Here is a 25,630-nt window from a genome sequence, read left to right on the forward strand (position 1 = left end):
CGATCACGCTACCCGCAGCACCACCACCGACTCCGCGGACGTGCGGACGCCTTCGCCGAGCAGCTCGGCGGCCGGGCCGTCGCTGAACTGGGCGACGACCTCGAGGGGGCTGCCCTCGATCTCGACGTCGGCGCCTTCCCCGAGGGTGACGACGACCCGGTACCGGCCCCGGTGCAGGACCAGGGCGTTGCCCGCGACGTCCACCCGGACCTCGCGCAGGTCCGCGGCCGCGAAGTCCGGCACGGCGCGACGCAGTCCGGTCAGCGTCCGGTACCAGGCCAGCATCCGCGCGTGCGGCTCGGCGTCGATCTCGTCCCAGCGCAGGACCGAGGCCTCCTTGGTGGCCGGGTCCTGCGGGTCGGGGACGTCCTCGGCGTCCCAGCCGTGCTGGCCGAACTCCGAGCGGCGGCCGGTGCTGACGGCCTTGCCGAGGTCGGGGTCGGGGAAGGAGGTGAAGAACTGCCACTTGGTCGAGGCGTTCCACTCCTCACCCATGAACACCATCGGTGTGAAGGGGCCCAACAGGTACAGCGCGGCGCCGGCGGCCTGCGCGGTGGGAGAGAGCAGGTGCCCGATCCGGTCGCCGACGGCGCGGTTGCCGACCTGGTCGTGGGTCTGCAGGTACCCCAGGAACGCCGTCCCCGGGACGTTCGCGCGGTCGACCTTCTTCCCCCACTGCTCCCCGCGGAAGGTGGAGAACCGCTCGGCGTGGAAGAACGCCTCCTCGAACGTCGTCTTCACGACCTCGGCGTCGCCGAAGTCGGCGTAGTAGCCCTGACGTTCCCCGGTGAGCCAGGCGTGCAGGGCGTGGTGCACGTCGTCGTCCCACTGCGCGGTCATTCCCCGGCCACCCTGCGCCGTGGGGGAGACCATGAACGCGTCGTTGAGGTCGGACTCCGCCACCAGGGACAGCGGTCGGCCGAGCTGGCGGGCGAGTTCCGCGACCTCGTCCGACAGCTGCGCCAGGACGTGGCGGGGGGAGTCGTCGACGAGGGCGTGCACGGCGTCCAGGCGCAGGGCGTCGACGTGGAAGTCGCGGAACCAGCGCAGCGCGTTGTCGACGATCCAGCGACGGACCTCGACCGAGCCCTCGTCGTCGAGGTTCACGGCCGCGCCCCAGGGGGTGTCGTGCTTCTCGGTGAAGTAGGGGCCGAACTCCGCCAGGTAGTTCCCGCTGGGCCCGAGGTGGTTGTAGACGCAGTCGAGCGCGACGGCCAGACCCTTCGCGTGGCAGGCGTCGACGAACGCGGCGAAACCCTCCGGACCGCCGTACTCGTGCTGCACCGCGTAGGGGGCGACGCCGTCGTAACCCCAGTTCCACGGCCCGTCCCACGCCGACACCGGCAGGACCTCCACGACGTCCACGCCGAGGTCGACGAGGTGGTCCAGCTTCTGCGCCGCCGCCGCGAACGTCCCCTCGGGGGTGAAGGTCCCGATGTGCAGTTCGTAGAACACCGCCCCGTGGGCGTCCCGGCCGGCCCAGTTCTGGTCGGTCCAGGTGAAGAGCGACGGGTCCACCACGGCGCTCGCGGCGTTCACCCCGTCCGGCAGCCAGCCGCTGCGCGGGTCGGGGCGCGGGTCGCCCCCGTCGAGGGAGAACGCGTAGCGGGTGCCGTCCGCGCCCTCGGCCTCGACGCTCCACCACCCCGGACGGGGGGAGTCGCTGCGCCGCATCGGCACCCGTCCCGCGTCGAGGACGAGCTCCACCTCTTGCGCCGCCGGCGCCCACAGTTCGAACCGCATGGTGCACAGCTTGTCGGAGCCCGCGCCCCCTTGCGACTTCTGGGGGACTTTCCCTCCTTCCTCGGCCTGGGAAGGGGGGAAGTCCCCCAGAAGTTGCTAGGCGCGGACGAGCAGCGCCACCGGGAGGTCGGTGAGGACGTCCGCGATGCGGGCGGCTCCACCGGGGACCTCGGCGCCGGTGAAGACGTTGCGCCACAGGCCCTCGGGGAGGGTCAGGGTGTGCTCGCCCCAACCGCCGAGACGTTCCAGCGACACCGGCAGGCGGGTCGCCACCGCCACCACGGCCGGGTTCTCCACCGGGCCGCGGGAGAACGCGACGGCGTTGCCGTTGGTCGTGGGGACGGGGGAGTAGGCGCCCGCGAAGACCTCGGGGTGGTCCCGGCGCACCCGCAGGGTCCGCGAGACCACGAGGAGCTTCTCGTCGTCCAGGTCGGTCGGTCCCGAGCCCGCGTCCAGCGCCGTCAGGCGGCGGGCGCGGTCGGCGAAGTCGACCGGGCGGCGGTTGTCGGGGTCGACCAGGGACAGGTCGACGAGTTCGGTGCCCTGGTAGACGTCGGGGACACCCGGCATCGTCAGCTGCACGAACTTCTGCCCCAGCAGCGCGACCCGCGCCGCGGGACCCGTGAGCTCGACGAACTCGGCGACGGCGGCCAGGACCTCGGCGTCACCGAGGACCCCCGTCGCGAACCGTTCCACCGCAGCCTCGTAGGCCTCGTCCGGGGCGGTCCACGTGGTGTGGTCCTTGGCCTCGCGGGTCGCCTTCTGGAGGTAGCCGAGGAGGCGTTCCGCCGCGATCGGACCCGAGGAGCCCCAGGTGCCGACGAGCGTCTGCCAGATCAGCAGTTCCGTCCGGGCGTCCAGTTCCGCGGCCCGGTGGGTGGTGGCCAGCTCCCGCCACGAGGTGACGGCGGCCGCCCACTCGGTGGTGAACTCCGACAACGTCGACAGGCGGGCGCGGACGTCCTCGCTGCGCTTGGTGTCGTGGGTGGAGAGCGTCGTCATCGTGGCCGGCCAGTCGCGCGCCAGCGCCGAGGCGAAGGAGTGGAACTCCTCCGGCGAGGTCCCGAACCTCGTGGGTTCGCCGCCGACCTCGTTGAGCGAGCTCAGCCGGAACCACCGGTAGAACGCGGTGTCCTCGATGCCCTTGGCCATCACCGGGCCGCACGTCTGCTGGAACCGGACGATGAACTCCGCCGCGCGTGCGTCGTCGGTCGCGACCCGGCCCAGCGCCAGGTCCACGACGACCGCGAGGGTGTCGTGGCGCTCGGCGGGCAGACGGGCTCCGGCGACCTCGGCGGCGTGCTCGAGGACCTCGACGGCCACTTCCGGTGCCGCCTCGCCCGGGACCACGTAGGCGCGGTACTGCTCGATGGAGACGAGCAGCTCGAGCACGCTCTCGTGCAGCCCGCGACGGGTGTGGTCGCGCAGGTCCACGTGGTCGTGGCAGATGCCGGCGAGGAGCTCCACCAGGCGGTGGACCTCGGCGTAGAGGCCGAACTCGGCGACCTCGCGCTTCGCCTCGTCGACGATGGTGGAGAACGGCCGGTTCTCACCGGTCACCGCGGCGTACTGCGCGGACAGCGGTTCGGCCCCGGCGGAGTCCAGGAAGAGCCCACCGATGCGCTGCAACGCGTCGTAGCCGGTGGTCCCGGCGCACTCCCAGTCCTCGGGCAGGGTCTCGTCGCCCTCGAGGATCTTCTCGACGACGACCCAGGTGCTCGAGTCCCCCTCGCGGGTGACCTCGGCCAGGCGGCGCAGGTAGCCACGCGGGTCCGCGAGACCGTCCGGGTGGTCGATCCGCAACCCCTGCAGGTCGCCGGCGCGCAGCAGTTCCAGCAGCAGGGCGTGCGAGGCGTCGAAGACGGCCGGGTCCTCGACCCGGATCGCGGCGAGGGTGTCGACGTCGAAGAAGCGGCGGTAGTTGAGCTCCTCGTCGGCCACCCGCCAGTGCGCCAGCCGGTACCACTGGCGGTCCACCAGCTCGGCCAGCGGCAGGTCCTCGGTGCCGGGGCGCACCGGGAACACGTGGTCGTAGTAGCGCAGGACGAGCTCGTCGCCGGAGTCGTCCAGGGCCAGCTCGCCCGCGGCGAGGACCTGCCCGATCCGCTGACCGAGGACGGCCATGAGGATCGCCCGGTCCGGCACCGACCAGTCGACGTCGAACCAGGAGGCGAAGGGCGAGTCCGGACCCTCCTTGAGCACCGACCACAGCTGCGCGTTGTCGGAGGCGGGAGTGGGCACGGCCATGTGGTTGGGGACGACGTCGGCCACCGCGGCGAGACCGGCGGAACGCAGTGCGGCCACCAGCCGGTCGAATCCCGCCCGTCCCCCGGCCTCGGGGTTCAGGTGGGAGTGGTCGACGACGTCGTAGCCGTGCTCGGAGCCCTTCGCGGGCGCCAGCACCGGCGAGAGGTAGGCGTGCGAGACCCCGAGGGTCGCCAGGTACTCCGCCTGCGCGGCGGCGTCGTCGAAGGTGAAGGCCGGCTGCACCTGCAGCCGGTAGGTGCTCCCGGGCACCACGGTCGGACGGTAGGTCACTTCTCTCCCAGTGGTTCACGAGCGAGCACGAGCACCGAGCGGGCCGCCACCGGCAGCTTCGCGCCCGGGGAGAACGCCGATTCCTCGGTGAAGATCGAGACGATGCCGACCTGGTCGTCGGCGGTGTCGAGACGGGGGGCCCAGTCGTCGCCGTAGGCCTTCTCGGGCAGTGTGAACTCCACCGCCTCGTGCCACGGGTTCCACAGCACCAGGAACGAGTCGCCGACGATGCGCTCCCCGCGCTTGTCCGGCTCGGGGATCGCCTCTCCGTTGAGGAACACCATGACGGTGTGGTTGGACCGGTCGGCCCAGTCCGCGTCGGTCATCTCGGTGCCGTCGTTGGTGAACCACTCGATGTCGCCGACCTCGCTCTCCCCGCCGTGGGAGGCGTCGCCGGCGAAGAACCGCCGGCGCTGGAAGACGGGCTCGGTGCGGCGCAGGGAGACGATGCGCTGGGTGAAGGCGAGGAGTTCCTTCTGGGCGTCGTCGAGGTCCCAGTCGACCCAGGCGAGCTCGTTGTCCTGGCAGTAGACGTTGTTGTTGCCCCGCTGGGTGCGGCCGAGCTCGTCGCCGTGCAGGAGCATCGGCACGCCCTGGGAGAGCAGCAGCGTCGTCAGCAGGTTCCGGTGCTGGCGGGCGCGCAGGGCGATGATCTCGGGGTCCTTCGTCTCGCCCTCGACCCCGCAGTTCCAGGAGCGGTTGTGGCTCTCGCCGTCGTTGCCGCCCTCACCGTTGGCGGCGTTGTGCTTGTCGTTGTAGGACACGAGGTCCCGCATCGTGAAGCCGTCGTGGGCGGTGACGAAGTTGATGCTCGCGATGGGTTTGCGCCCGGAGTGCTCGTAGAGGTCGGAGGAACCGCTGATGCGGCTGGCGAAGTCGCCCAGCGACTCGGGCTCCCCGCGCCAGAAGTCGCGCACGGAGTCGCGGTACTTGCCGTTCCACTCCGTCCACAGCGGGGGGAAGCCGCCGACCTGGTAGCCCCCCTCGCCGATGTCCCAGGGTTCGGCGATGAGCTTGACCTGGGACACGATCGGGTCCTGCTGCACCAGGTCGAAGAAGGCGCTGAGCCGGTCGACCTCGTGGAACTGGCGGGCCAGCGTCGCGGCGAGGTCGAAGCGGAAACCGTCGACGTGCATGTCCGTCACCCAGTAGCGCAGCGAGTCCATGATGAGCTGCAGGACGTGCGGGTGGCGCATCAGCAGGCTGTTGCCGGTGCCAGTGGTGTCGAAGTAGTGCTTCTGGTCGCCGTCGACGAGGCGGTAGTAGGCCTGGTTGTCGATGCCGCGCATGCACAGCGTCGGGCCCATGTGGTTGCCCTCGGCGGTGTGGTTGTAGACCACGTCGAGGATGACCTCGATGTTCGCCTGGTGCAGCGCGAGCACCATCGACTTGAACTCCTGGACCTGCTGACCGCGCTGGCCGTTGGAGGAGTAGGCGTTGTGCGGGGCGAAGAACCCGATGGTGTTGTAGCCCCAGTAGTTCGAGAGGCCCTTGTCGACGAGGTGGGTGTCCTGCACGAACTGGTGCACCGGCATGAGCTCGACGGCCGTCACCCCGAGGGAGGTGAGGTGCTCGATGATCGCCGGGTGCGCCATCGCGGCGTAGGTGCCGCGGATGTCCTCGGGCACGTCAGGGTGCTGCATCGTCAGACCCTTGACGTGGGCCTCGTAGATCACCGACTCGTGGTACTCGTGGCCGGGGCGGTGGTCGTTGCCCCAGTCGAAGAAGGGGTTCACGACGACCGAGAGCATCGTGTGGCCGAGGCTGTCCTCGACGTTCACCTCGTCCGGGCGGTCGAAGTAGTAGGAGAACAGCGACTCGTCGCCGTCCACCTGACCCTCGATGGCCTTCGCGTAGGGGTCGAGCAGCAGCTTCTCCGGCTGGCAGCGCGATCCGCTCTCGGGGTGGAACGGGCCGTGGACGCGGAAGCCGTAGCGCTGACCGGGCATCACCGAGGGCAGGTACGCGTGCCAGACGAACCCGTCGACCTCGGGCACGTCGAACCGCTGCTCGGTGCCGTCGTCGGCGATGAGGCACAGCTCGACCCGTTCGGCCACCTCCGAGAAGAGGGCGAAGTTCGTCCCGGCGCCGTCGTACGTGGCGCCGAGGGGATAGGGCCGTCCGGGCCAGATCTGCATCGCGGGGTTCCCTCCGGAAGGGATTCGAAGTGGGCGTGACCGGCCCATCATGGCGGGTGGGGGACCGTGCCACCTCCCGGGGCGCCTCCCGCGGCCGGGCTCCGGGCCCGGTTACGGTGTCCGGACGCCTGCGGACCCGCCGTGTCCGGCGAGCGAGGCGGACCACCGTCTGGACCACCTGCGGGACCCCGAGGAGACGATGCACCAGCAGCCTGTCCTGACCCTGTCGTGGCCGGGGAGGGCGTGGCGCGACGCCCGGGCCCTGGCCACCGCGACCGTCGGGGCCTGCATGCGCTTCCGGGTCACCGGTCTGGCGGCGGAGGGCGGGTTCTTCGCCCTGCTCTCGTTGCCGCCGCTGGTCTTCGGGATCGTCGCCAGCCTGGGCTACCTCGGGCGCTGGCTGGGAGCCGACGACGTCGCCGCCGTGCGCGAGCAGCTCGCCCGGATCACCGAGGCCGTCTTCACGTCCCAGGCCATCGCCGACGTGATCCTGCCGACCTTCGACTCCGTCACCACGCAGGGCCGGGCCGACCTCACGGTGCTCGCGTTCCTGGTCAGCGTGTGGTCGGGCTCGCGCGCCCTCAACGTCTACGTCGACACCATCGCGATCATGTACGGGCTCGGGGGGCACCGCGGCATCGTCCAGACCCGGATCCTGTCGCTGTCCACCTACCTGGTGGCGCTGCTCGTGGGGGTCGTCGTCGTGCCGCTGGTGCTCGTGGGCCCGCGCCTGCTGCAGGACTGGCTGCCCGCGAACGTGCGGGTGCTGTCGCACCTCTACTGGCCGGTCGTCCTGGTGCTCTCGGTCTTCTGCCTCACGACGCTCTACCACCTCTCGACGCCCGTGCGGTCGCGCTGGTCGCGCGACCTGCCCGGGGCGCTGCTGGCGCTGCTGGGGTGGTTCCTCGTCTCGTGGGTGCTGCGCCGCTCGCTGGCGCTCTCGATCGCCGGCCCCTCGACGTCGATCTACGGGCCGCTCGCGGCGCCCATCGTGGTGCTGATCTGGTTCTACTTCCTGGCCATCTCGGTGCTCATCGGCGCGGCCCTGAACTCGGCCGTGGACCGGGTGTGGCCGGACCCGACGAAGACCGCGGCCCGCGAGGCCGCCCGGCGCCAGGCGGCCGAGCGGCGTCGCTGGGTCCCCTGACCCCCCGCAGGGATCAGCGCGTGACCCGCACCCGGGCGTAGCGGTAGCCGACCATGCGCTGGAAGTGGCGCAGGCCGTTGGACAGCTGCGGGGGCGGGGTCGAGTCCACGAGGTGGCGCACCCCGCGCTCGGCCAGGGCCGCGACCAGGGCCGGCATCAGCAGGTAGCGGGCGTCGCTGTGGGCGGGGGAGGCGCCCAGGGTGCGGAAGTAGCGCAACAGGGCCCACTCGCCGTCGACCGGGGTCACCGACAGCATGATCGCCTCACCGTCGGCGTCGGTCGCCACCAGCCAGAGGTCGTGCAGCAGCAGGTCGGAGTTGTCGGGGGTGTCCACCCGGTACTGGGTGTCGGCGTGCGCCTGCTCGGCCGCGTTGGCGCGCTCCAGCAGGGCCGCGCGCTCCGCCGGGTCCTCGACGAAGCGGAACGCGACGCCCTTCTTCTGCGCCGCCCGCACCTTGCGGCGCAGCGTCTGGCGGGCCGCACCCAGCACGTAGTCACCACCGTCGGCGGGCACGTCGAGGAGGGCGACCCCGGTCGAGGCGACCGTCAGCCCACCGAGGTGGCGGGCCAGCAGCGTGGAGCGGAGGATCTCGCCGGCCGGTCCGTCCCCCAGCGCCGCGGGGGCGACGGGCAGGCGCAGGACGGCCCCGACGGCGCCGAGGGTGGCCGAGGGGTGGTGCAGGGCGTAGCGGAGCGCGTGCCGGCCGCCCTCGGTGGCGCCGCTCTCGCGGTCGTCGACGTAGGCGGTGAGGAACGCGGCGAGGGAGGCCTCGGTGGTGCGTTCGCGCAGTTCGCGGGGAACCTCGGTGCGGACCTTGCGGCCCGCCTCGAGCGCCCTGGCGGCGGCGCCGGCGAGACGGGCTCGCAGCGCGGTGGGGGTGTCGGGGGCGGTGCGCGTCGTTGCGCTGGTGGAGAGGAAACGGACCAGGTCGAGCGCGCGCACGGTGAGGAGCTCCTAGGGCTTCGAGGGATGCGGTGGTTTCGATGGGTCGGTCGGGCGGGACGTGCGGTGGGTCAGGTGGTGCTGCCGAGGGACGGACCCTGGTGCGTCCTCAGCAACGTGTCCCCGGTGGCGACGGGCAGCGGCGCGAACGCGGGCAGCGGTGCCCCGCTGATCCGGGACAGCAGCGCGAGGTGCTCGCGGGCGAGGCGACGCGGTTCGAACCGCCGGGCGAAGGCCGGTCCGGCCGCGGCGGCGTGCCGCAACCGCCGTTGGTCGCCCAGGTGAGCGGCGATGGCCTCGGTGAGGGCCTCGACGGACTCCGGCGCGACGAGGTCCCCGTAGCGACCGTCGTCCAGCAGCAGCCGCGAGCCCTCGCAGCAGTCGGTGGCGACGACGGGGACGGCCAGGGCCAGCGACTCCAGCAGCGTCAGCGGCATCGCCTCCGTGCGGGAGGAGGAGACGAACAGGTCGGCCTGGGCCAGCAGGGCCGCCGGGTTCTCCACGAACCCGGGCAGGCTGACGTGGTCCGCGCCCAGTTCGGCGGCGAGCTGCTCGAGCGCGGCCCGGTCGGGGCCCTCGCCGGCGATCACGAGGTCGTGGTCGAACCCGCGGTCGCGGACGCCGACCGAGGCGCGCAGCAGCAGGTCGAAGCCCTTGTGCGAGGTGAGCCGGCCGATCGCCAGCAGGCGCGGCCGCCGGGGCACCGGGTCGGGGGCGGCACGGTCGGTCACGGCCCGTTCCTGCACCTCGTCCACGTCGACGCCGTTCACGACGACGTGCACGCGCTCGGCGGGGAGGCCGTTGGCCAGCAGACCCGGGACCAGGCCGGGGGAGACGGCGATCACCGCGTCCGCGTGGCGGTGCACCCACCGCGTGGCGGCCGCCAACTTGGCGGGGACCCAGGCGGCGATCGCCTGGTCGAGGTCGCCCTGGGCCAGGACCACGAAGGGCCTGCCGAGGGTGCGGGCGACCAGGGACGCCGCGAGCAGACCGTGGCCGATCTCCGAGCCGGAGACCACGACGTCGTAGCCGCGGGCGGTGCGCAGCAGAGCGAGGAGCCCGGTGGGCAGCCGGCGCGCGGCCGGGAGGGCGTGGTGGGCGCCGTAGCGCAGCGCGACGCCGTCGGTGGGGAGCGCCACGGCCTCCTCGCCGTCGACCTCCTCCAGGGCGAAGACGCCCGTCCGGACCCCGTCGGCGCTGAAGCGGGCCGCCAGGGCGTTGACGACGCGGAGGCCGCCGTTCTCCCGGAGGTGGCCCTGGACGAACAGCACGCGCAGCGCCGGGCGGCCGGGGTGTGCGGAGGACATGGTCGTCACCGTACGTACTCCGCGGCTGCGTGACAGGCGTGTTACGAATTCGTTAACCCGTTGGCAGGCAAGGCGTTGGTCCGCGTGGGTGAACTTTCGTGACTCTCCGCGGTGTCGCCGCCGAGGCCGGGTACCGGAACCCGGGAGACGTCGCGTGGGCGGCCCGCAACGACGAAGAGAGCCGGGTCCGTTTCCGGACCCGACCCTCTTCACGTGCTGGTGGGCGATACTGGGATCGAACCAGTGACCTCTTCCGTGTCAGGGAAGCGCGCTACCGCTGCGCCAATCGCCCTCGGTACCCACGGTCGGGAGCTACCCGACTGCGAGTGGAGGTGGAGACGGGATTCGAACCCGTGTGGACGGCTTTGCAGGCCGCTGCCTAACCTCTCGGCCACTCCACCGTAGAGGCTCACGGCCCCGTTGTGCCGACTTCCGAGCGGACGACGAGACTCGAACTCGCGACCCTCACCTTGGCAAGGTGATGCGCTACCAACTGCGCTACGTCCGCATGCCCTGGTTTCCCTGCCGTTCCCGGCCGGTTCCCCGTGGCGTTGAAAACATTAGCCGACGTCGGCCACAAGGCCAAATCCCCTCCCGGCTCACACGGCCGCAGGGAACGGAAGAGCTGCGACACGGGAGAACCCGCCGCGGCGACAGTGCCGGGGCGGGTCCGCTCGCGTTCGTGCGTCGTCTGCCGGTGCGTCAGGACACCAGGCGAGCGATGAGCTCGTCCAGGTCCAGGTGGCGGGTCTCGCGGCCCGGGGGGACGAGGGCGTCGGCACGGCGCAGGAAGCGCCGGACGTCGGCCTCGTCGGCTTCGAGTTCCGCGTTGCCGTCCGGGGACGACAGGCGGAGCAGGACCCGGGGGCGGCCGTCGAGGGTGTCGGAACAGGGCCGCACCTGCACGTCGCCGGTGCCGGCGGGTGCGGTCAGTCCTTCCCTCAACAGGTCCCGTGCGAAGACCCACTCCACGTCCGTGTCGCCACCGCGGAAGACCGCGTGGATGGCGTACGGGTCGTCAGCTCCGTAGTGGAGGCTGGCGGGGACGGGGAGTCCCGGACCACTGGTGGTCCGGAGTCGCAGCGACACGTCGACGTCGACCTCGGTCTTGCGGTGCGGCAATGCAGGCACGTCGACCTCCGTGTGTGCTCATGGCCGCTGACGGGCTCCAGCGACCGTGTCCATGAGTTTCCCACCAACTGCGCGCTTGAAACACCCGAACGACGCAAGTGGGACGCCGGCGTGTCGCCGGAGGTTCCCCCGCCGTTCGGCCACGGCGGGATCGCGGGCCCACGAGGGGGTGTCTCCGCAGGTCAACGGCCGTCCGGTGGGCCGCTGTGACGGTTCTCACCCCGGGTCGACGCGAAACCTCCACCTCCGGCGGGAGCGTCGCGACCCGTCCGTGCGTTGGAGGAGTCGACAGGTCGTGGACGGAGGGTGAGCGGTGCGGACGGTGCACGAACACGGACGTGGGGACCAGGACGGCGCGGTGGACGAGCGAGTGGGCGGGCAGCTGGACGGGCAGGTGGAGCACCGGGCGCGCGCCGAGGGGGCGTCGCTGCCGTCGCCGCCGACCGCGCCGCACCCGGTGGTGACCGGGGTGGACGCCCCGGTCAGTGCCCACCAGCACCGGGTGCGGCGGACCCGGGCCGCCCTGCACGCCCAGCGCGAGCGGATCCGCGCCGACACCCGCAAGAACCGGGTCTACCGCGCCGTCGTCGGGGCCGTCGGCGCGTTCGTCGTCCTGCTCGGCCTCGTGCTGGTGCCGCTGCCCGGCCCCGGCTGGCTCGTGGTGTTCCTCGGGCTCGCCGTCCTCGGCACGGAGTTCTCCTCCGCCCAACGGCTCAAGCACTTCGGGGAACGTCAGGTCCACCGCTGGGCCCGGTGGCTCGCGCGCCGCTCCCTGGCGACCCGCGCGGCGCTGGGGACGGGAACCGCCGCCGTCGTCGCGACCCTGCTCTGGGGCTACCTCGCCTGGCAGGGGCTGCCGGCGTGGACGCCCGAGGTCGTCACCGCCCAGCTGCAGTGGGTCCCCGGCCTCTGACCGCGGCGGTCGAGAGCACGGCCCGAGTCACGGTATGGTTCTCGGGCCGGACGCGCTCAGCGCGACGTTCGGGCGATTAGCTCAGTGGTAGAGCACTTCGTTCACACCGAAGGGGTCACTGGTTCGAACCCAGTATCGCCCACCCAGCATCATCAGGACATGACCCTCGTCGGTGTCCTGCGCGAGATCCACCTCTTCCCGGTGAAGTCCGTCCCGGGGCTCTCCCTCACCATGGCCGAACTCGGCTCCGACGGTCTCCTGGGTGACCGCGGCCACGCGGTCGTCGACGAGGCGGGCCACGTCCTCGCCGCCAAGCGGCACCCCGCACTGCGCGAGCTAGCCCTCGCCGGGGACCCCCTCGACCCCCACCTGCGCACCCCCGACGGGACGGCGCTCGCGGACTTCCTGGCCGTGCCCGGGGCACGGCTCGCGCCCGTCGACGGCGGAGCGCGGCAGGTGGCTCCCGTGCACCTCGTCAGCCTCGGCCAGCGACGGGAGCCGGACGCCGGGGACTCCTCGCGGGCCAACCTCGTCGTGGAGTTCGGCGCCGACGAACCCCCGGCCGCGGACCTGCAGGGGTGGACCTGCTCGATCGGCGCGGCGGTGCTGCGGCTGGGGGGAGCGCCCCGGCACTGCGCGGGGCTGTTCGCGCAGGTCGCGACGGGCGGGGTGCTGCGGGTGGGGGACGAGGTCCGCGTGCACCCCCCTGGGTAGAGTCGAGCGGTCCGTCCCAGCACCAGCAGCCCAGACCAGCGGAGGCCCCACGTGTCGGCCCAGTTCAGCATCACCCGATCCGGGGAGACCCAGCAGGTGGCCGCCGGCACCACGGCAGGGGAGCTGTTCGCCGACGACCGCGCCGTCGTCGTCGCGAAGGTCAACGGCGAACTGCGCGACCTCTCCCACGTCCTCGCCGAGGGGGACGACGTCGAGGGCGTCCTCATCTCCTCCGACGAGGGCCTCGCCGTGCTGCGCCACTCCACCGCGCACGTCATGGCCCAGGCCGTGCAGCAGCACTTCCCCGAGGCCAAGCTGGGCATCGGCCCCCCGATCCGCGACGGCTTCTACTTCGACTTCGACGTCGAGCGCCCCTTCACCCCCGAGGACCTCAAGGTCATCGAGAAGACGATGCAGCGCATCGTCAAGGAGGGGCAGCGCTTCGCCCGTCGCGACGTCTCCGACGACGAGGCCCGCGCCGAGATGGCCGACGAGCCGTACAAGCTGGAGCTCATCGGCCTCAAGAGCACCGCCCCCGGTGGTGTCGCGGACGCGGCCGAGGGCGCCTCGGCCGAGGTCGGCGAGGGCGGGCTGACCATCTACGACAACCTCAAGCGCGACGACTCCGTGGCCTTCAAGGACCTCTGCCGCGGCCCGCACCTGCCGACCACCCGGCTGGTCGGCATCGGGTTCAGCCTGACCCGCTCGGCCGCGGCCTACTGGCGCGGCAGCGAGAAGAACCCGCAGCTGCAGCGCATCTACGGCACCGCGTGGCCGTCCAAGGACGAGCTCAAGGCCTACCAGGAACGCGTCGCGGAGGCCGAACGTCGCGACCACCGTCGCCTCGGGGCGGAACTGGACCTGTTCTCCTTCCCCGACGAGATCGGGTCCGGCCTGGTCGTCTTCCACCCCAAGGGTGGGGTGATCAAGCGGGAGATGGAGGACTACGTCCGCCGCCGCCACATCGAGGAGGGGTTCTCCTACGTCGGGACCCCGCACATCTCCAAGGGCGGTCTGTTCGAGACCTCCGGGCACCTGCCGTACTACGAGGACACGATGTTCCCCGGCATGGAGCTGGAGAACTCGAAGTACTACCTCAAGGCCATGAACTGCCCCATGCACAACCTGATCTTCCGTTCGCGCGGTCGGTCCTACCGGGAACTGCCGCTGCGGTTCTTCGAGTTCGGGTCCGTCTACCGCTACGAGAAGAGCGGCGTCGTGCACGGCCTCACCCGCGTCCGCGGGCTGACCCAGGACGACTCGCACTCCTACGTCACCCAGGACCAGGCACCGGGGGAGATCAAGCACCTCCTCGACTTCGTCCTCGGCCTCCTCAAGGACTTCGGCCTCGACGACTACTACCTCGAACTCTCCACCCGCGGGGACTCGGCGAAGTTCATCGGCTCCGACGAGGAGTGGGAGAAGGCCACCGCGGTCCTCGAGACCGCGGCGAAGGAGACCGGGCTGGAACTCGTCGCCGACCCCGGCGGGGCCGCGTTCTACGGGCCGAAGATCTCCGTGCAGGCCAAGGACGCCATCGGCCGCACCTGGCAGATGTCGACCATCCAGTACGACTTCAACCAGCCCGCCCGCTTCGAGCTGGAGTACACCGCCGCCGACGGCACCAAGCAGCAGCCGGTGATGATCCACTCGGCCAAGTTCGGTTCGCTGGAACGGTTCTTCGGTGTCCTCGTCGAGCACTACGCCGGGGCGTTCCCCCCGTGGCTGGCCCCCGTGCAGGTCGTGGGGATCCCGGTCGCCGACGCGCACGTCCCGCACCTGCAGGAGGTCGCGCAGAAGCTGCGCGCCGTCGGGATCCGGGTCGAGGTGGACGACGCCGACGACCGGATGCCGAAGAAGATCCGCACCTGGACCAAGCAGAAGATCCCGTTCCTGCTCATCGCCGGGGCCGAGGACGTCGAGAACGGTGCGGTGTCCTTCCGCTTCCGCGACGGCAGCCAGGAGAACGGCGTGCCCGTCGACGACGCGGTCGCGCGGATCGCCGCCGCCGTGCGTGACCGGGTGCAGGTCTGACGTGAGCGGTGACCCGATCGGCGACCCGATCGGCGACAAGGCGGTGGGGGTCGAGCCGGCCGAACGGTTCGCGGGGGAACCCGACGGGTTCGCCCGGTTGTGGACCCCCCACCGCCTCGCCTACATCCAGGGCGAGAAGAAACCGGCCGACGGGGAACCGGGCAGCTGCCCGTTCTGCCGGGCGCCCGGCCTCGCCGACGACGAGGGGCTCGTCGTGCACCGCGGCGAGCACGTCTTCGCCGTGCTCAACCTGTTCCCGTACAACCCCGGGCACCTCATGGTGTGCCCCTACCGGCATGTGTCGGCCTACGTCGACCTCCACGCCGACGAGCTGGCCGAGTTCACCGCCTTCACCCGGGCGGCGATCCACACGCTGACCGCCGCCTCGAACCCGTCGGGTTTCAACGTCGGGATGAACCAGGGCGCGGTCGCCGGGGCCGGGATCGCCGCCCACCTGCACCAGCACGTCGTCCCGCGCTGGGAGGGCGACGCGAACTTCCTGCCCGTCGTCGGGCGGACCAAGGCGATGCCGGAACTGCTTGAGGACACCCGGTCGCGCCTCGTGCAGGCCTGGACCCGCGGGTGAAGCCGGTCCTGGTCTTCGACGGGGACTGCGGGATCTGCACCCGCCTCGCCGGGTTCGTCCCGGCGTTGCGGGCCGACGTGGACGTCGCGGCCTGGCAGACCCTCGACCTCTCCTCCCTCGGGTTGACCCCGGAGGCCTGCGACCGGGCGTTGCAGTTCGTCGACGCGCAACGGCGGATCTCCTCGGCCCAGGACGCGGTGGCGGTGCTGTTGCGGCACGGCGCCTTCCCGCTGCCGGTGGCCGGTCGCCTGCTGCAGCTCCCGGGGCTGAACGTCCTGGCCGGGTTCGGCTACCGCTGGGTCGCCCGGAACCGTCAGCGCCTGCCCGGCGGGACCCCCGCCTGCGCCCTGCCCGCCCAGCGCTGACGCAGACCCCGCACCGACAACCGTTCCAACGGCACGAACGCCAGCAGGCAGACCACCGTGGGCAGGAAGTGGATGCCGAGGGTCAGGTAGGTGCCCAGGTGGAAGAACCCCCAGAACAGGATGGCCGCGGCGAGCGCGCGGCCCCGCAGCCACAGCATCACCGGGGAGCAGAACTCCGCGACGATGACGATCCACTGGATCCCGACGACGAAGAACGGGATCCGCTGCAACGCGTCGGTGAGCCCGTTGCCCCGGCGTGAGAACGCCCACGTCGTCACCGCCCCGTTCGCCCAGTCCCAGCCCCCGAAACGCACCTTGGCCAGCGAGGCGAGGAAGTACGTGCAGACCGTCGCGACCTGGATGCAGCGCACCGCCCAGCCGGCGGACTCGCTCGGCCCGCCGCGGGCACCCGCACGACCCACGGTCGGCAGGACCAGCAACGCCACCAGCAGGGCCACGTGGTCGTGGTCGATCTTGGAGTAGCTGAAGCCGTTGCCCAGCCAGTACAGGTACGCGATGGCGCAGACCGCCCCGGCCACCCGGGGCAGACGTCCGCTCGCCGCCACCAGCGCGGTGACGGTCAGCACCCACAGGTCGAGGTGGGTGACCACGTGCGTCGGCGCCGGCACGTGCAGCGCACGGAAGAGCAGGATCGGGCGGTACAGCTGCGCCGGCACGTCCCCGTGCGACAACGGCCACGTCGTGATCCGCCACGCGTCCCAGACGACGAAGGCGTACAGCAGGACCCGGAGAGCAGCGATCCGCCGCAACGGGACCGCGGGGAACCACCACGTGCGCCACGCGCTCACGAGCAGCACCCCAGCGGGTGCTGCGGATCGGGGACGTCCCAGGTGGAGAGGACCTCGGTGCTCTTCCCCACCACCGTCCCGTCGTGCAGCGCGCTGACGTCCTGGACCAGGATCACCTCCGCGTAGCGCGGCGCGCCGGGGTGGCGCGTGGCGTAGGCCGCCGCGATCGCCTCCAGCAACGACGGGTCGTCGACGAAGCGGCGCAACTGACCCTCGACCTCCGCCCGGCGCAGCCCGACTCCCCCGGGGGAGAGCGGCACGTCGACCTCGGCGCCGTCCACGGTCACGGCCTCCACCCGCGTCGAACGGATCTCGCCGTTCAGGTCCACCCCGAAGGCGTACTGCGACATCGGGGCGAACGGCCAGCGGTCGTCGTCGAAGCGGAGGGTGCCCAGGACCAGCGCGACCAGGAACGTCAGGGCGAGAGCGGTGCGCCACCACCGGGCGGGACGGGACAGGTGGTGCACGACCCGAACCCTAGTGATCGCGCCACCCGGCGCGGGCGACCGGAGCGTGGGCGCGCCGACGCTACCCTGGAGCCCCCCGACCCCGACGGACGACGAGACGATGCTCAACAGGTACGCGCGTGCGGTGGTCACGAAGGTCTTCACCCCGTTGGCGCGGCTGCTGCTGCGGCTGGGGGTGACCCCGGACATGGTGACGGTCTTCGGCACGGTCTGCACCGTGCTCAGCGCCCTCGTCCTCTACCCCACGGGGCACCTGTTCTGGGCCTCGCTGGCCGTGACGGTCTTCGTCCTCTTCGACACCATCGACGGGATCATGGCCCGCATCCTCGGCCGGTCCGGCAAGTGGGGCGCCTACCTCGACTCCAGCCTCGACCGCTTCGCCGACAGCGCCGTCTTCGGTGGGCTGGTCATCTGGTTCGCCCGCGGCGGGAACGACGAGCTCACCGCCGGGCTCGCCCTGGCCTGCCTCGTGTTCGGCAGCATCGTGTCCTACGTGAAGGCCCGCGCCGAGGGCCTCGGCTACACGGCCAACGTCGGCATCGCCGAACGCGGCGAACGTCTCGTCGCCGTCCTCGTCGGCGCCGGGTTCGTCGGCCTCGGTGTCCCGCTGCCCTTCCTGCAGGTCGTCCTCGGTCTGCTCGCCCTCGCCAGCGTCGTCACCGTCGTGCAGCGCATGTCGACGGTCCGCCGGCAGGCGCTGGCCGACCACCCCGCATGACCCCCCGCACCTCCCTGCGCCGCACCCGCGACCGGTTCGTGACCACGGCCTTCCGGCTCGGCTGGCGCCTGGCCCGCAGCGTCCCCGAACCCCTCGCCGTCGCCGCCTGCACCCGGGTCGCCGACCGCGTCACCGCCCGCGGTGGGAAGGGCGTGGAGCAGTTGCGTCGCAACCTCTCCCGGGCCCGGCCCGAGGCGACGCCGGCCGAGCTCGACGCCCTCGTCCGCGACGGTCTCCGCAGCTACACCCGCTACTGGCTCGACGCGTTCGCGCTGCCCGGGTGGAGTCGGGAGCGCATCGTCGACACCGTCCGGATGGACGGCGGGGAAGCGCTCCGGGCCGAACTCGCCGCCGGTCGTGGAGCCGTCGCCTTCCTCGGTCACCTCGGCAACTGGGACCACGGCGCCGCGTGGTCGGCCCACGACCTGCACCACGTCGTCACCGTCGCCGAACGGTTGCGGCCCGAGGAGGTCTACGAGGAGTTCCTCGCCTTCCGCCGCGGCCTCGGGATGGAGGTCCTGCCGCTGGGGGACCCGGCGACGTTCCCGACCCTCGTGCGCCGGCTGCGGGCCGGCGCCCTCGTCCCGCTGCTCGCCGACCGCGACCTGTCCGCCACCGGCGTCGAGGTCGACTTCCTCGGCGACCACGTCCGGATGGCCCCGGGACCCGCGGCGCTCGCCGTCCTCACCGGTGCCGGGCTGTTCCCGATGACCCTGCACCACGAGGTCGGAGCGCAGGGCAGGGTGCTGGTGGTCGTGACCCACCCGCGGGTGGAGGTCCCGCCGCGCCGGACGGGGGAGTCCGTCCGGGGCCACCGCGACCGGGCCATCGCCGCGATGACCCAGGCCTGCGCCGACGTGCTCGCCGCGGCCGTGCGGGCCCACCCCGACGAGTGGCACGTGCTGCAACCGGTGTTCCCCGCCGACCTGCGGAGCGGGTGAGCGGTGCGGATCGGGATCGTCTGCCCCTACTCCTTCGACGTGCCCGGTGGGGTGCAGTTCCACGTCCGGGACCTCGCCGAGCACCTCATCGGCCTCGGCCACCACGTCCGCGTGCTGGCCCCCGCCGACGACGAGTCGACCCTGCCGAGCTTCGCCGACCCGGGTGGCAACGTCGTCGCCGTGCCCTACAACGGCTCCGTCGCGCGGCTCTCCTTCGGGCCGGTGACCGCGGCCAAGGTGCGGCGCTGGATCGCCGAGGGGGAGTTCGACGTCCTGCACGTGCACGAACCACTCTCGCCGAGCACCTCGCTGCTCGCCCTGTGGGCGGCGAGCGGACCGCTGGTCGCCACGTTCCACACCGCGAACCTGCGCTCGCGGGCGATGCAGGCCGCGTTCCCGCTGCTGCGGCCCAGCCTGGAGAAGATCTCGGCCCGCATCGCGGTCAGCGAGGACGCCCGGCGGACCGTCGTCGAGCACGTGGGCGGTGACGCCGTCGTCATCCCCAACGGGGTCTTCACCGACGTCTTCGCCCGCGCCGAGAGGCGTCCGGAGTGGACCGGGACCCCCGGTGCTCCCGTGATCGCCTTCGTCGGCCGGCTCGACGAACCGCGCAAGGGGTTGCCGCTGCTGTGCCGGATCGTGCCGCTGGTGCGGGCGGTCGTGCCCGGGGCGCGCTTCCTCGTCGCCGGACGCGGTGACGTCGAGGCCGCCCGGGCGCTGCTGGACGACCCGTCCTCGGTGGAGTTCCTCGGCGCGGTGGACGACCCGGCGAAGGAGTCGCTGCTGGCCAGCGCCGACGTCTACCTCGCGCCGCACACCGGTGGGGAGAGCTTCGGCATCGTCCTGGTCGAGGCGATGGCGGCGGGGGCTCCCGTCGTCGCGGCCGACCTCGGTGCGTTCCGGCGGGTGCTGGGCGACGGGGAGTTCGGGCGGGTCTTCACCCTCGGCGACGCGGCCTCGGCGGCGGAGGCGGTCCTCGACCTGCTGGCCCACCCCGCGCAGCGCCTCGCCCTCGGGGCCGCCGGTCAGCGCGCCGCCGCGCGCTACGACTGGTCCGTCGTCGCCGCCCAGGTGCTCACCGTCTACGAGACGGTGGTCGCGTGACCCCGGTGGTCTCGACGCTGGTCGTCCTGCTGCTGCTGACCGCGCTCGCCTGGTACCTCTCGGCCACGGCGCAGCGCGTCGACCGGCTGCACCGTCGGGTCGAGACCAGCCGCGCCGCCCTGGACGCCGAACTCACCCGGCGCGCCTCGGCCGCCCTGGAGTACGCCACCTCCGGTGAGCTGGACCCCGCCTCGTCGCTGGTGCTGGCCGACGCCGCGACCGCGAGCCTGGACGCCCCCCGCACCCCGGCGGCGCTGCGCGACGCCAGCGACGCCGACGACGCCCACCGCTGGCGGGTCGAGAGCGACCTGACCCGGGCGATGGAGGTCGCCCTCCCCGACCAGGACGGTCCCGGTCTCGCCCGGGTCGCCGACGCGGAGCACCGGGTGGAACTGGCCCGGCGCTTCCACAACGACGCCGTCGTCCAGACCCGGCGGCTGCGGGCCAAGCGGGTCGTGCGCTGGGCCCGGCTGGCGGGGTACGCGCGGCTGCCCGAGACGGCGGACTTCCTCGACGGTTCCGACTCGTAGGATGACGAGCGCCTGAACTCTCTCCTTCTGAATCGCGAGGCGACGACCGTGAGCACCGACAGCACCGAGCAGACGAGCGCACCGGCGGTCGGCACCAGCCGCGTCAAGCGCGGCATGGCCGAGATGCTCAAGGGTGGCGTGATCATGGACGTCGTCACCGCCGACCAGGCCCGGATCGCGGCCGACGCCGGGGCGGTGGCCGTGATGGCCCTCGAGCGCGTTCCCGCCGACATCCGCGCCCAGGGCGGCGTCTCGCGGATGTCCGACCCCGACATGATCGACTCGATCATCGCCGCGGTCTCCATCCCGGTCATGGCCAAGGCCCGCATCGGCCACTTCGTCGAGGCCCGGGTGCTGCAGTCCCTGGGGGTGGACTACATCGACGAGTCCGAGGTCCTCACCCCCGCCGACTACACCCACCACATCGACAAGCACTCCTTCACCGTCCCCTTCGTCTGCGGGGCGACGAACCTCGGCGAGGCGCTGCGCCGCATCACCGAGGGCGCGGCGATGATCCGCTCCAAGGGCGAAGCCGGCACCGGTGACGTCTCCAACGCGGTCATGCACATGCGCACCATCCGCGCCGAGCTCAACCGCCTCCGCTCGATGGAGGAGGACGAGCTGTACGTCGCCGCCAAGGAGATGTCCGCGCCGTTCGACCTCGTCCGCGAGGTCGCCGAGAAGGGCAAGCTGCCCACCGTCCTCTTCACCGCGGGCGGCATCGCCACCCCGGCCGACGCGGCGATGATGATGCAGATGGGGGCCGACGGCGTCTTCGTCGGCTCCGGGATCTTCAAGTCCGGCAACCCCGCCCAGCGCGCGGAGGCCATCGTCAAGGCCACCACCTTCCACGACGACCCCGACGTCATCGCGAAGGTCTCCCGCGGTCTGGGCGAGGCGATGGTCGGGCTCAACGTCGAAGAGATCCCCGAGCCGCACCGGCTGGCCCAGCGCGGCTGGTGACCCGCCCCGCGTGAGCACCGACCCCCTCGGCCCGGAGTGGGCCCACGGTCCCGACGGGCTCCGCACCCGCAGCGCGTCCCGCGTCGTCGTCCTGGACGACGCGGGTCGCGTGCTGATGCTGCGCGGGTGCGACCCGGCGACCCCGGGCAGCGACTGGTGGTTCACCGTCGGCGGCGGCCGGGCGCCCGGGGAGGACGCCTGCGTCGCGGCGTGCCGGGAGCTGCGCGAGGAGACGGGGCTCGACGTCGATCCCGCCGAGCTCGTCGGGCCGGTGTGGGTGCGCAGCGCGGAGTTCCCCTTCCTCGGCTCCCGGTGCCGGCAGGCGGAGGAGTTCTTCGTCCTGCGCGTGGGGGAGGGTTTCACCCTCGACGCCGCCGGCTGGACGGACCTGGAACGGGAGTCGGTCAGCGAGTGGCGCTGGTGGGCACCGGCGGACCTGGCCGCCGCGGGGACGACGTACTACCCGGGCGACCTCGTGCGTCTCGTCGGGGAACTCCCGGTGACCTGGACGGGCGACCCGCTGCCCATCGTCTGAGGTCAGCGCTCCCGCACGTCGGCGAAGACGTCACCGAGCGGCCGTCGCCCCGGGGCGGCACCCCGCTGGACGAACCACTCCCGCCCGGCGAGGACCCGGAAGACGGGATGCGGCAGCAGCAGGAGGAGGCCGAGCCCCCGCACGCCGCGCGCTCCACCCGTCTCGGACTGGCTGGCGTGCGCGGCGAGGGCCGCGCGCTTCGCCCCCGCGTGCGCGCGCACGTCGACGCGGTGGGTGATGTCGGCGCGCGCGGTGAAGGCCCCGCGGACCCGCTCCGCCGTGACGTCGCCGACGACCCCCGGCAGCAGGGACACCACGCGCATCGCCCGGTGCAGCAGCGTCCGGTCCACGGTCGCCTCCAGGACCACCGGGGTACCCGCGAGCTCGGCGGCGAGCGCCCCGACGCGGTGGACCTGCACGTGGTCGGGGTGGCCGTAGCCGCCCCGGGCGTCGTAGCTGGTGAGGACGTCCGCCCCCTCCTCGCGCAGGACCTGCGCCACCTCGGCGGCGACGACCTCGGCGGGCAGGTCGCTGAAGACCGGCTCCCCGTCGCCCGCCGCCGCCGTCAGGTAGCCGCTGTCCCGGTGCCCGAGCCGCACGACGCGGGCCACCCCGAGCGCCCGGGCCGAGCGGTGCAGCTCCTCGACCCGGCGGGCGGCCAGGGCTGCGGTGGGACCGTCGGCGAGACCCGCCGCCCCGTCGGTGGCCACGACGAGCACCACCCGGTGGCCCTCCGCCGCGGCGCGCGCCAACGTCCCGCCGGTCAGCAGCGCCTCGTCGTCGGGGTGGGCGTGCAACGACACGAGCACGTGGGTGTCGTGCTCGCGGGTCTGCGGGTCGTGGCTCACCGATCCACCCTGGCACGGGCCGGGGACCGCCCGGGGCGCTCGCGCACGCGTCGCGGCGAAGATCATCCCGGGGGTGGACACCACCTCGCCGTAGGGGGTGCGAGCGGCACCCCGGTAGGACCGCGAGGGGGCACCGGGGACCGATGACGGCCCTTGGTCACCTCTGCCACCGTGGGGACCCGGTGCGAACGAGGAGGACCAGTGGTGGTGGTGGTGGAGCGACCGGACGTGGTGCCGGGGCGCCCCCGGCGCTCGGGGACGCGGGTCGCGGCGGGGCTGGTGACCACCGCGGCGGCCGTGGTGGCCGTGGCGGTGCTGCCCCGTCTCGTCGGGGCCAGCTGGCACGAGGTCGCCGCCGCGGTCGCCGGGGTCGGTGCGGGGCAGGTCGCGGTCCTGGTCGTGGTGTGGGCCGCCGGCCTGCTGGTGTGCGCAGGGGTCCTGACGGCGTCGCTGGCCGGGTTGTCCCGACGCCGCGCCGTCCTGCTCAACCTCTCCGGCAGCGCCGTGGCGAGCGCGCTGCCCTTCGGCGGTGCCGTCGGCGTCTGGCTCAACTCCCTGATGCTGCGCCGCTGGCGCTTCTCCGGCCGCGACGTCGCCTCCTTCACGATCACCAGCAACGGGGTCGACCTGGTGGGGAAGTTCGCGGTGGCCCTGCCGGCGCTCGCGATCGCCCTGGCCACCGGGGGGATGCCCCGGCTGCCGCACGCCCAGGGGTGGTCGATCGCGCTGGGGTCCAGCGTGCTCGCGGGGGCGCTCGTCGTGGTCGCGGCGGGTACGAGCCGCGGTCTGCGGACCCTCGCGGGGGCGCTCGCCGGCGCGGACCGGCTGCTCGCGCGGTCGCCTCGTCGCGCCTCGGCCCCGCGCGTCGCGGCGGAGTGGTTCCTCGGCCTGGACGAGGTCCGGACCACCGTGCTCGCGCGGGTGCGCGCCGAGTGGTCCCGGTTGACCTTCGGGGTGCTGGGCTACGTCGCCCTGCAGGGACTGCTCTTCGTGCTCTGCCTGCGGGCGGCCGGTGTGCACTCCGCGGCGACCGTGGTCCTCGCGGCGTTCGCCCTGGACCGGGTGGCGAGCAGCGTTCCCCTCACCCCGTCGGGGACGGGGATGGCGGAGGCCGCGGCCTGCGCCGTGCTCATCGGGGCCGGGGCTCCCGCCGTGCCCGTCCTGACCGGTGTGCTGCTGTACCGGTTCCTGATCGTGGTGCTCGAGGTGCCCGTGGGGGGGATCGCCCTGGGCGGGTGGCTGCTGGCGCACCGCGGTGACCGCAGCGGTGACGGGAGGGGGCTTCGATGAGCGTCCTCACGCTGCCGCCCGCGCTCGTCCGCGCGGCCCGGACCCTGACCTCGCGCGTCCTGCTCGTGGCCGACAGCTACCTGCCCCGCCTCGGGGGGATCGAGCTGCACGTGCGCGACCTCGCGACCCGGCTGTCCGAGCAGGGGCACGCGGTGACGGTCGTGACGGCCACGGGCGCGTTGCCGGACGAGGTCCCCGGGGGGCCGTTCCGGGTGATCCGGCTGCAGCCGGCCGGCGCGCTGGGGGTCGTCGACCCGGTGCTCTGGAGCGGCGCCGGTCGCGCCGAGCTGCACGAGCTGGTGGCGGCGGCCGACGTCGTGCACGCCCATTCCTCGGTCGTCTCCCCGTTGAGCTGGGCCGCGCTGCGCGCCGCGCACCGGCTCGGGGTCCCGGCGGTCGTCACCGTGCACTCGATGCTCCCGCGCGGCAGTGCCGTCCCGCTCGCGCTGGCCCTCTCGTCGCGGCGGGCGGGGTCGCTGCGCTGGACCGCGGTCAGCGAGGCCGTCGCCGCACCGCTGCGCCGGGCCACCGGGGCGCCGGTGGCCCTGCTGCCCAACGGCATCGACCCGGCCCCCTGGCGCGGCCTCCCGCGGTCGTCGGGGTCGGGGCCGTTCACGGTGGTGACGGCCGGGCGCTTCGCCGCCCGCAAGCGGGTCCTGCCGCTGCTGGGGGCGCTGCGCGACCTGCGCGCGTCGCTGCCCCGCGACCTCCCGCTGCAGGCGGTCCTCGTCGGGGACGGACCGCAGCACCGCGCGGCCCGGGCCTTCGTGCAGCGCCACGACATGGGCGACTGGGTGTCGCTGCCGGGGCGCCGGACGCGTCCCGAGCTGGCTGAGCTGTTCGCCACCGCCGACGTCTACGTCGCCCCCGCGGTGTGGGAGTCCTTCGGCCTGGCCGCGCTGGAGGCGCGGTGCGCCGGGCTGGCCGTCGCGGGGATGGTGGGCAGCGGGCTCAGCGAGTTCGTCACCGACGGGGTGGAGGGCGCGCTGGCCCGCGACGACCGGCACCTGGCCGAGGTCCTGGCCGGCTGGGCGCTGGAGCGCGGACGGGTGGACGCGATCCGCCGGCACAACGCCACGACCGATCCGCGGGTGACGTGGGCGCGGGTCCTGCCCGCCACCCTGGCCGCGTACGAGGCGGCCGGGGCGCGGCCTAGTCTTCGCGCGTGAGCGTTGGAGGAACCGGATCGGGAGGGCCTGACGTCGTCATCGGCGTCCTCGCCCTGCAGGGCGACGTCGGGGAACACGTCCGCGCGCTGGGCGCCGGGGGAGCGCGGGTCGTCACCGTCCGCCGCCTCGCCGAGCTGGAGAGCGTCGACGGGCTGGTCCTGCCCGGGGGCGAGTCGACGACGATCGACCGGTTGCTGCGGGTCTTCGAGCTCCGCGACGCCCTGCGGGCCCGGATCGCCGACGGGTTGCCGGTCTACGGCTCGTGCGCGGGGATGATCCTGCTGGCCGACCGGATCCTGGACGGGGGGAAGGGTCAGGAGACCCTCGGCGGGATCGACATCACCGTGCGGCGCAACGCCTTCGGACGCCAGGTCGACTCCTGGGAGGAACTCCTCCCGCTCGAGGAGGTCACCCGCGGCGGACCGGCGGTCGAGGGGATCTTCATCCGGGCGCCGTGGGTCGAGGAAGCCGGTCCGGAGGTCAGCGTGCTCGCCCGACTGAGCGCGGGGCCCGCCGCGGGTAGGATCGTCGCCGTGCGACAGGGTCGTCTGCTCGCCACGTCGTTCCACCCGGAGATCACCGGGGACGACCGGGTGCACCGCTACTTCGTGGAGATGGTCCGCGACAGCGTGGCGGCGACGACGGCCTGAGCGCACACACGTTTTTCGAGCAGGTAGAGCAACGGCGGAGGGAAGCA

At 73.0% G+C, this 25,630-nt stretch carries 24 protein-coding genes and 4 tRNA genes; 16 read left to right on the plus strand and 12 right to left on the minus strand.

Annotated features, from left to right (window positions below):
• Positions 1-3: 3 nt before the first annotated feature.
• The 3 genes from treZ to glgX form a co-directional block, all read right to left on the minus strand.
• Entirely contained in the window at positions 4-1,743 is a 1,740-nt protein-coding gene (treZ, locus tag ACFQ46_RS00435; RefSeq protein WP_380256118.1) for a malto-oligosyltrehalose trehalohydrolase, read from the minus strand.
• A 96-nt stretch (positions 1,744-1,839) separates the two neighbouring features.
• Positions 1,840-4,263 (minus strand): malto-oligosyltrehalose synthase, encoded by a 2,424-nt coding sequence (gene treY / locus ACFQ46_RS00440; RefSeq protein ID WP_380256120.1) that lies wholly within the window; start codon positions 4,261-4,263, stop codon positions 1,840-1,842.
• A gap of 14 nt (positions 4,264-4,277) precedes the next feature.
• Positions 4,278-6,419 (minus strand): glycogen debranching protein GlgX, encoded by a 2,142-nt coding sequence (glgX, locus tag ACFQ46_RS00445; protein ID WP_380256122.1) that lies wholly within the window; start codon positions 6,417-6,419, stop codon positions 4,278-4,280.
• Between the two features lie 199 nt (positions 6,420-6,618).
• Between glgX and ACFQ46_RS00450 the strand changes: the two genes are divergently transcribed.
• Positions 6,619-7,566: a YihY/virulence factor BrkB family protein gene (locus ACFQ46_RS00450; protein WP_380256124.1), complete on the plus strand. Its 948-nt coding sequence runs from the start codon at positions 6,619-6,621 to the stop codon at positions 7,564-7,566.
• Between the two features lie 13 nt (positions 7,567-7,579).
• Here ACFQ46_RS00450 and ACFQ46_RS00455 read toward each other — a convergent pair whose 3' ends face one another.
• The 6 genes from ACFQ46_RS00455 to ACFQ46_RS00480 form a co-directional block, all read right to left on the minus strand.
• Positions 7,580-8,509: a hypothetical protein gene (locus ACFQ46_RS00455; protein ID WP_380256126.1), complete on the minus strand. Its 930-nt coding sequence runs from the start codon at positions 8,507-8,509 to the stop codon at positions 7,580-7,582.
• A gap of 71 nt (positions 8,510-8,580) precedes the next feature.
• Positions 8,581-9,816, minus strand: coding sequence for a glycosyltransferase (locus tag ACFQ46_RS00460; RefSeq protein ID WP_380256128.1), 1,236 nt, complete (start codon positions 9,814-9,816; stop codon positions 8,581-8,583).
• A 217-nt stretch (positions 9,817-10,033) separates the two neighbouring features.
• Positions 10,034-10,108 (minus strand) — tRNA-Val (locus ACFQ46_RS00465).
• 35 nt (positions 10,109-10,143) lie between these two features.
• Positions 10,144-10,217, minus strand: a tRNA-Cys gene (locus ACFQ46_RS00470).
• Between the two features lie 34 nt (positions 10,218-10,251).
• Positions 10,252-10,324, minus strand: a tRNA-Gly gene (locus ACFQ46_RS00475).
• Positions 10,325-10,518: 194 nt separating this feature from the next.
• Complete coding sequence (locus tag ACFQ46_RS00480; RefSeq protein ID WP_328295838.1) at positions 10,519-10,947, minus strand: SsgA family sporulation/cell division regulator; 429 nt, start codon at positions 10,945-10,947, stop codon at positions 10,519-10,521.
• 358 nt (positions 10,948-11,305) lie between these two features.
• Between ACFQ46_RS00480 and ACFQ46_RS00485 the strand changes: the two genes are divergently transcribed.
• The 6 genes from ACFQ46_RS00485 to ACFQ46_RS00510 all read left to right on the plus strand — a co-directional run bounded on the left by ACFQ46_RS00485 (position 11,306) and on the right by ACFQ46_RS00510 (position 15,559).
• The gene (locus ACFQ46_RS00485; RefSeq protein ID WP_380256130.1) at positions 11,306-11,860 is read left to right on the plus strand and encodes a TIGR02611 family protein; all 555 of its coding nucleotides are present in this window, start codon (positions 11,306-11,308) and stop codon (positions 11,858-11,860) included.
• 70 nt (positions 11,861-11,930) lie between these two features.
• Positions 11,931-12,002 (plus strand) — tRNA-Val (locus tag ACFQ46_RS00490).
• Positions 12,003-12,019: 17 nt separating this feature from the next.
• Positions 12,020-12,574, plus strand: a complete 555-nt coding sequence (locus tag ACFQ46_RS00495; protein ID WP_380256132.1) for an MOSC N-terminal beta barrel domain-containing protein — start codon at positions 12,020-12,022, stop codon at positions 12,572-12,574.
• 51 nt (positions 12,575-12,625) lie between these two features.
• A complete protein-coding gene (thrS, locus tag ACFQ46_RS00500; RefSeq protein WP_380256134.1) occupies positions 12,626-14,608 on the plus strand; it encodes a threonine--tRNA ligase in 1,983 nt (660 codons plus the stop codon).
• Position 14,609: 1 nt separating this feature from the next.
• The gene (locus ACFQ46_RS00505; RefSeq protein ID WP_380256136.1) at positions 14,610-15,194 is read left to right on the plus strand and encodes an HIT family protein; all 585 of its coding nucleotides are present in this window, start codon (positions 14,610-14,612) and stop codon (positions 15,192-15,194) included.
• Positions 15,191-15,559, plus strand: a complete 369-nt coding sequence (locus ACFQ46_RS00510; RefSeq protein ID WP_380256139.1) for a thiol-disulfide oxidoreductase DCC family protein — start codon at positions 15,191-15,193, stop codon at positions 15,557-15,559. Before ACFQ46_RS00505 ends, ACFQ46_RS00510 begins: the two co-directional genes overlap by 4 nt.
• Here the strand turns inward: ACFQ46_RS00510 and ACFQ46_RS00515 are convergent.
• Positions 15,508-16,368: a hypothetical protein gene (locus ACFQ46_RS00515; protein ID WP_380256141.1), complete on the minus strand. Its 861-nt coding sequence runs from the start codon at positions 16,366-16,368 to the stop codon at positions 15,508-15,510. The two genes, ACFQ46_RS00510 and ACFQ46_RS00515, sit on opposite strands and share 52 nt — an antisense overlap.
• Positions 16,365-16,835, minus strand: a complete 471-nt coding sequence (locus ACFQ46_RS00520; RefSeq protein WP_380256143.1) for a hypothetical protein — start codon at positions 16,833-16,835, stop codon at positions 16,365-16,367. Before ACFQ46_RS00520 ends, ACFQ46_RS00515 begins: the two co-directional genes overlap by 4 nt.
• Positions 16,836-16,935: 100 nt before the next feature.
• Between ACFQ46_RS00520 and pgsA the strand changes: the two genes are divergently transcribed.
• Genes pgsA through ACFQ46_RS00550 form a run of 6 tightly spaced genes read left to right on the plus strand, consistent with a single transcriptional unit; the run spans position 16,936 to position 21,626 of the window.
• On the plus strand, positions 16,936-17,553 hold the full coding sequence (gene pgsA / locus ACFQ46_RS00525; protein WP_380256145.1) for a phosphatidylinositol phosphate synthase: 618 nt from the start codon (positions 16,936-16,938) through the stop codon (positions 17,551-17,553).
• Positions 17,550-18,494, plus strand: coding sequence for a phosphatidylinositol mannoside acyltransferase (locus ACFQ46_RS00530; protein WP_380256147.1), 945 nt, complete (start codon positions 17,550-17,552; stop codon positions 18,492-18,494). Before pgsA ends, ACFQ46_RS00530 begins: the two co-directional genes overlap by 4 nt.
• Before the next feature lie 3 nt (positions 18,495-18,497).
• Positions 18,498-19,598, plus strand: a complete 1,101-nt coding sequence (locus tag ACFQ46_RS00535) for a glycosyltransferase family 4 protein (RefSeq protein ID WP_380256149.1) — start codon at positions 18,498-18,500, stop codon at positions 19,596-19,598.
• Positions 19,595-20,128: a hypothetical protein gene (locus ACFQ46_RS00540; protein ID WP_380256151.1), complete on the plus strand. Its 534-nt coding sequence runs from the start codon at positions 19,595-19,597 to the stop codon at positions 20,126-20,128. The genes ACFQ46_RS00535 and ACFQ46_RS00540 overlap by 4 nt, the downstream gene beginning before the upstream one ends.
• 48 nt (positions 20,129-20,176) lie before the next feature.
• A complete protein-coding gene (pdxS, locus tag ACFQ46_RS00545; RefSeq protein ID WP_380156771.1) occupies positions 20,177-21,091 on the plus strand; it encodes a pyridoxal 5'-phosphate synthase lyase subunit PdxS in 915 nt (304 codons plus the stop codon).
• Positions 21,092-21,101: 10 nt separating this feature from the next.
• Positions 21,102-21,626, plus strand: a complete 525-nt coding sequence (locus ACFQ46_RS00550) for an NUDIX hydrolase (protein WP_380256153.1) — start codon at positions 21,102-21,104, stop codon at positions 21,624-21,626.
• A 2-nt stretch (positions 21,627-21,628) separates the two neighbouring features.
• Here the strand turns inward: ACFQ46_RS00550 and ACFQ46_RS00555 are convergent, their stop codons facing one another.
• Entirely contained in the window at positions 21,629-22,474 is an 846-nt protein-coding gene (locus ACFQ46_RS00555) for a PIG-L deacetylase family protein (protein ID WP_380256155.1), read from the minus strand.
• Positions 22,475-22,687: 213 nt separating this feature from the next.
• Here ACFQ46_RS00555 and ACFQ46_RS00560 point away from each other — a divergent pair, with 213 nt between their 5' ends.
• From ACFQ46_RS00560 to pdxT, 3 genes are read left to right on the plus strand one after another with little or no spacing between them, the layout of a single operon-like run.
• Positions 22,688-23,764 carry a lysylphosphatidylglycerol synthase domain-containing protein gene (locus tag ACFQ46_RS00560; RefSeq protein ID WP_380256157.1) on the plus strand — a complete coding sequence of 359 codons (1,077 nt, stop codon included), beginning with the start codon at positions 22,688-22,690 and terminating at the stop codon, positions 23,762-23,764.
• Entirely contained in the window at positions 23,761-24,933 is a 1,173-nt protein-coding gene (locus ACFQ46_RS00565) for a glycosyltransferase family 4 protein (RefSeq protein ID WP_380256159.1), read from the plus strand. Before ACFQ46_RS00560 ends, ACFQ46_RS00565 begins: the two co-directional genes overlap by 4 nt.
• Complete coding sequence (gene pdxT, locus ACFQ46_RS00570; RefSeq protein ID WP_380256161.1) at positions 24,930-25,583, plus strand: pyridoxal 5'-phosphate synthase glutaminase subunit PdxT; 654 nt, start codon at positions 24,930-24,932, stop codon at positions 25,581-25,583. Before ACFQ46_RS00565 ends, pdxT begins: the two co-directional genes overlap by 4 nt.
• The last annotated feature ends 47 nt before the right edge of the window (positions 25,584-25,630 follow it).

Source organism: Kineococcus sp. GCM10028916 (assembly GCF_042674865.1).
GTDB lineage: Bacteria > Actinomycetota > Actinomycetes > Actinomycetales > Kineococcaceae > Kineococcus.

Excerpts from the sequence above, each read along its gene's own strand:
- pgsA (WP_380256145.1), top strand. The coding sequence starts at position 16,936 with ATGCTCAACAGGTACGCGCGTGCGGTGGTCACGAAGGTCTTCACCCCG.
- ACFQ46_RS00565 (WP_380256159.1), top strand. The coding sequence starts at position 23,761 with ATGAGCGTCCTCACGCTGCCGCCCGCGCTCGTCCGCGCGGCCCGGACC.
- glgX (WP_380256122.1), bottom strand. The coding sequence starts at position 6,419 with ATGCAGATCTGGCCCGGACGGCCCTATCCCCTCGGCGCCACGTACGAC.
- ACFQ46_RS00460 (WP_380256128.1), bottom strand. The coding sequence starts at position 9,816 with ATGTCCTCCGCACACCCCGGCCGCCCGGCGCTGCGCGTGCTGTTCGTC.
- ACFQ46_RS00530 (WP_380256147.1), top strand. The coding sequence starts at position 17,550 with ATGACCCCCCGCACCTCCCTGCGCCGCACCCGCGACCGGTTCGTGACC.
- ACFQ46_RS00495 (WP_380256132.1), top strand. The coding sequence starts at position 12,020 with ATGACCCTCGTCGGTGTCCTGCGCGAGATCCACCTCTTCCCGGTGAAG.
- ACFQ46_RS00450 (WP_380256124.1), top strand. The coding sequence starts at position 6,619 with ATGCACCAGCAGCCTGTCCTGACCCTGTCGTGGCCGGGGAGGGCGTGG.
- treZ (WP_380256118.1), bottom strand. The coding sequence starts at position 1,743 with ATGCGGTTCGAACTGTGGGCGCCGGCGGCGCAAGAGGTGGAGCTCGTC.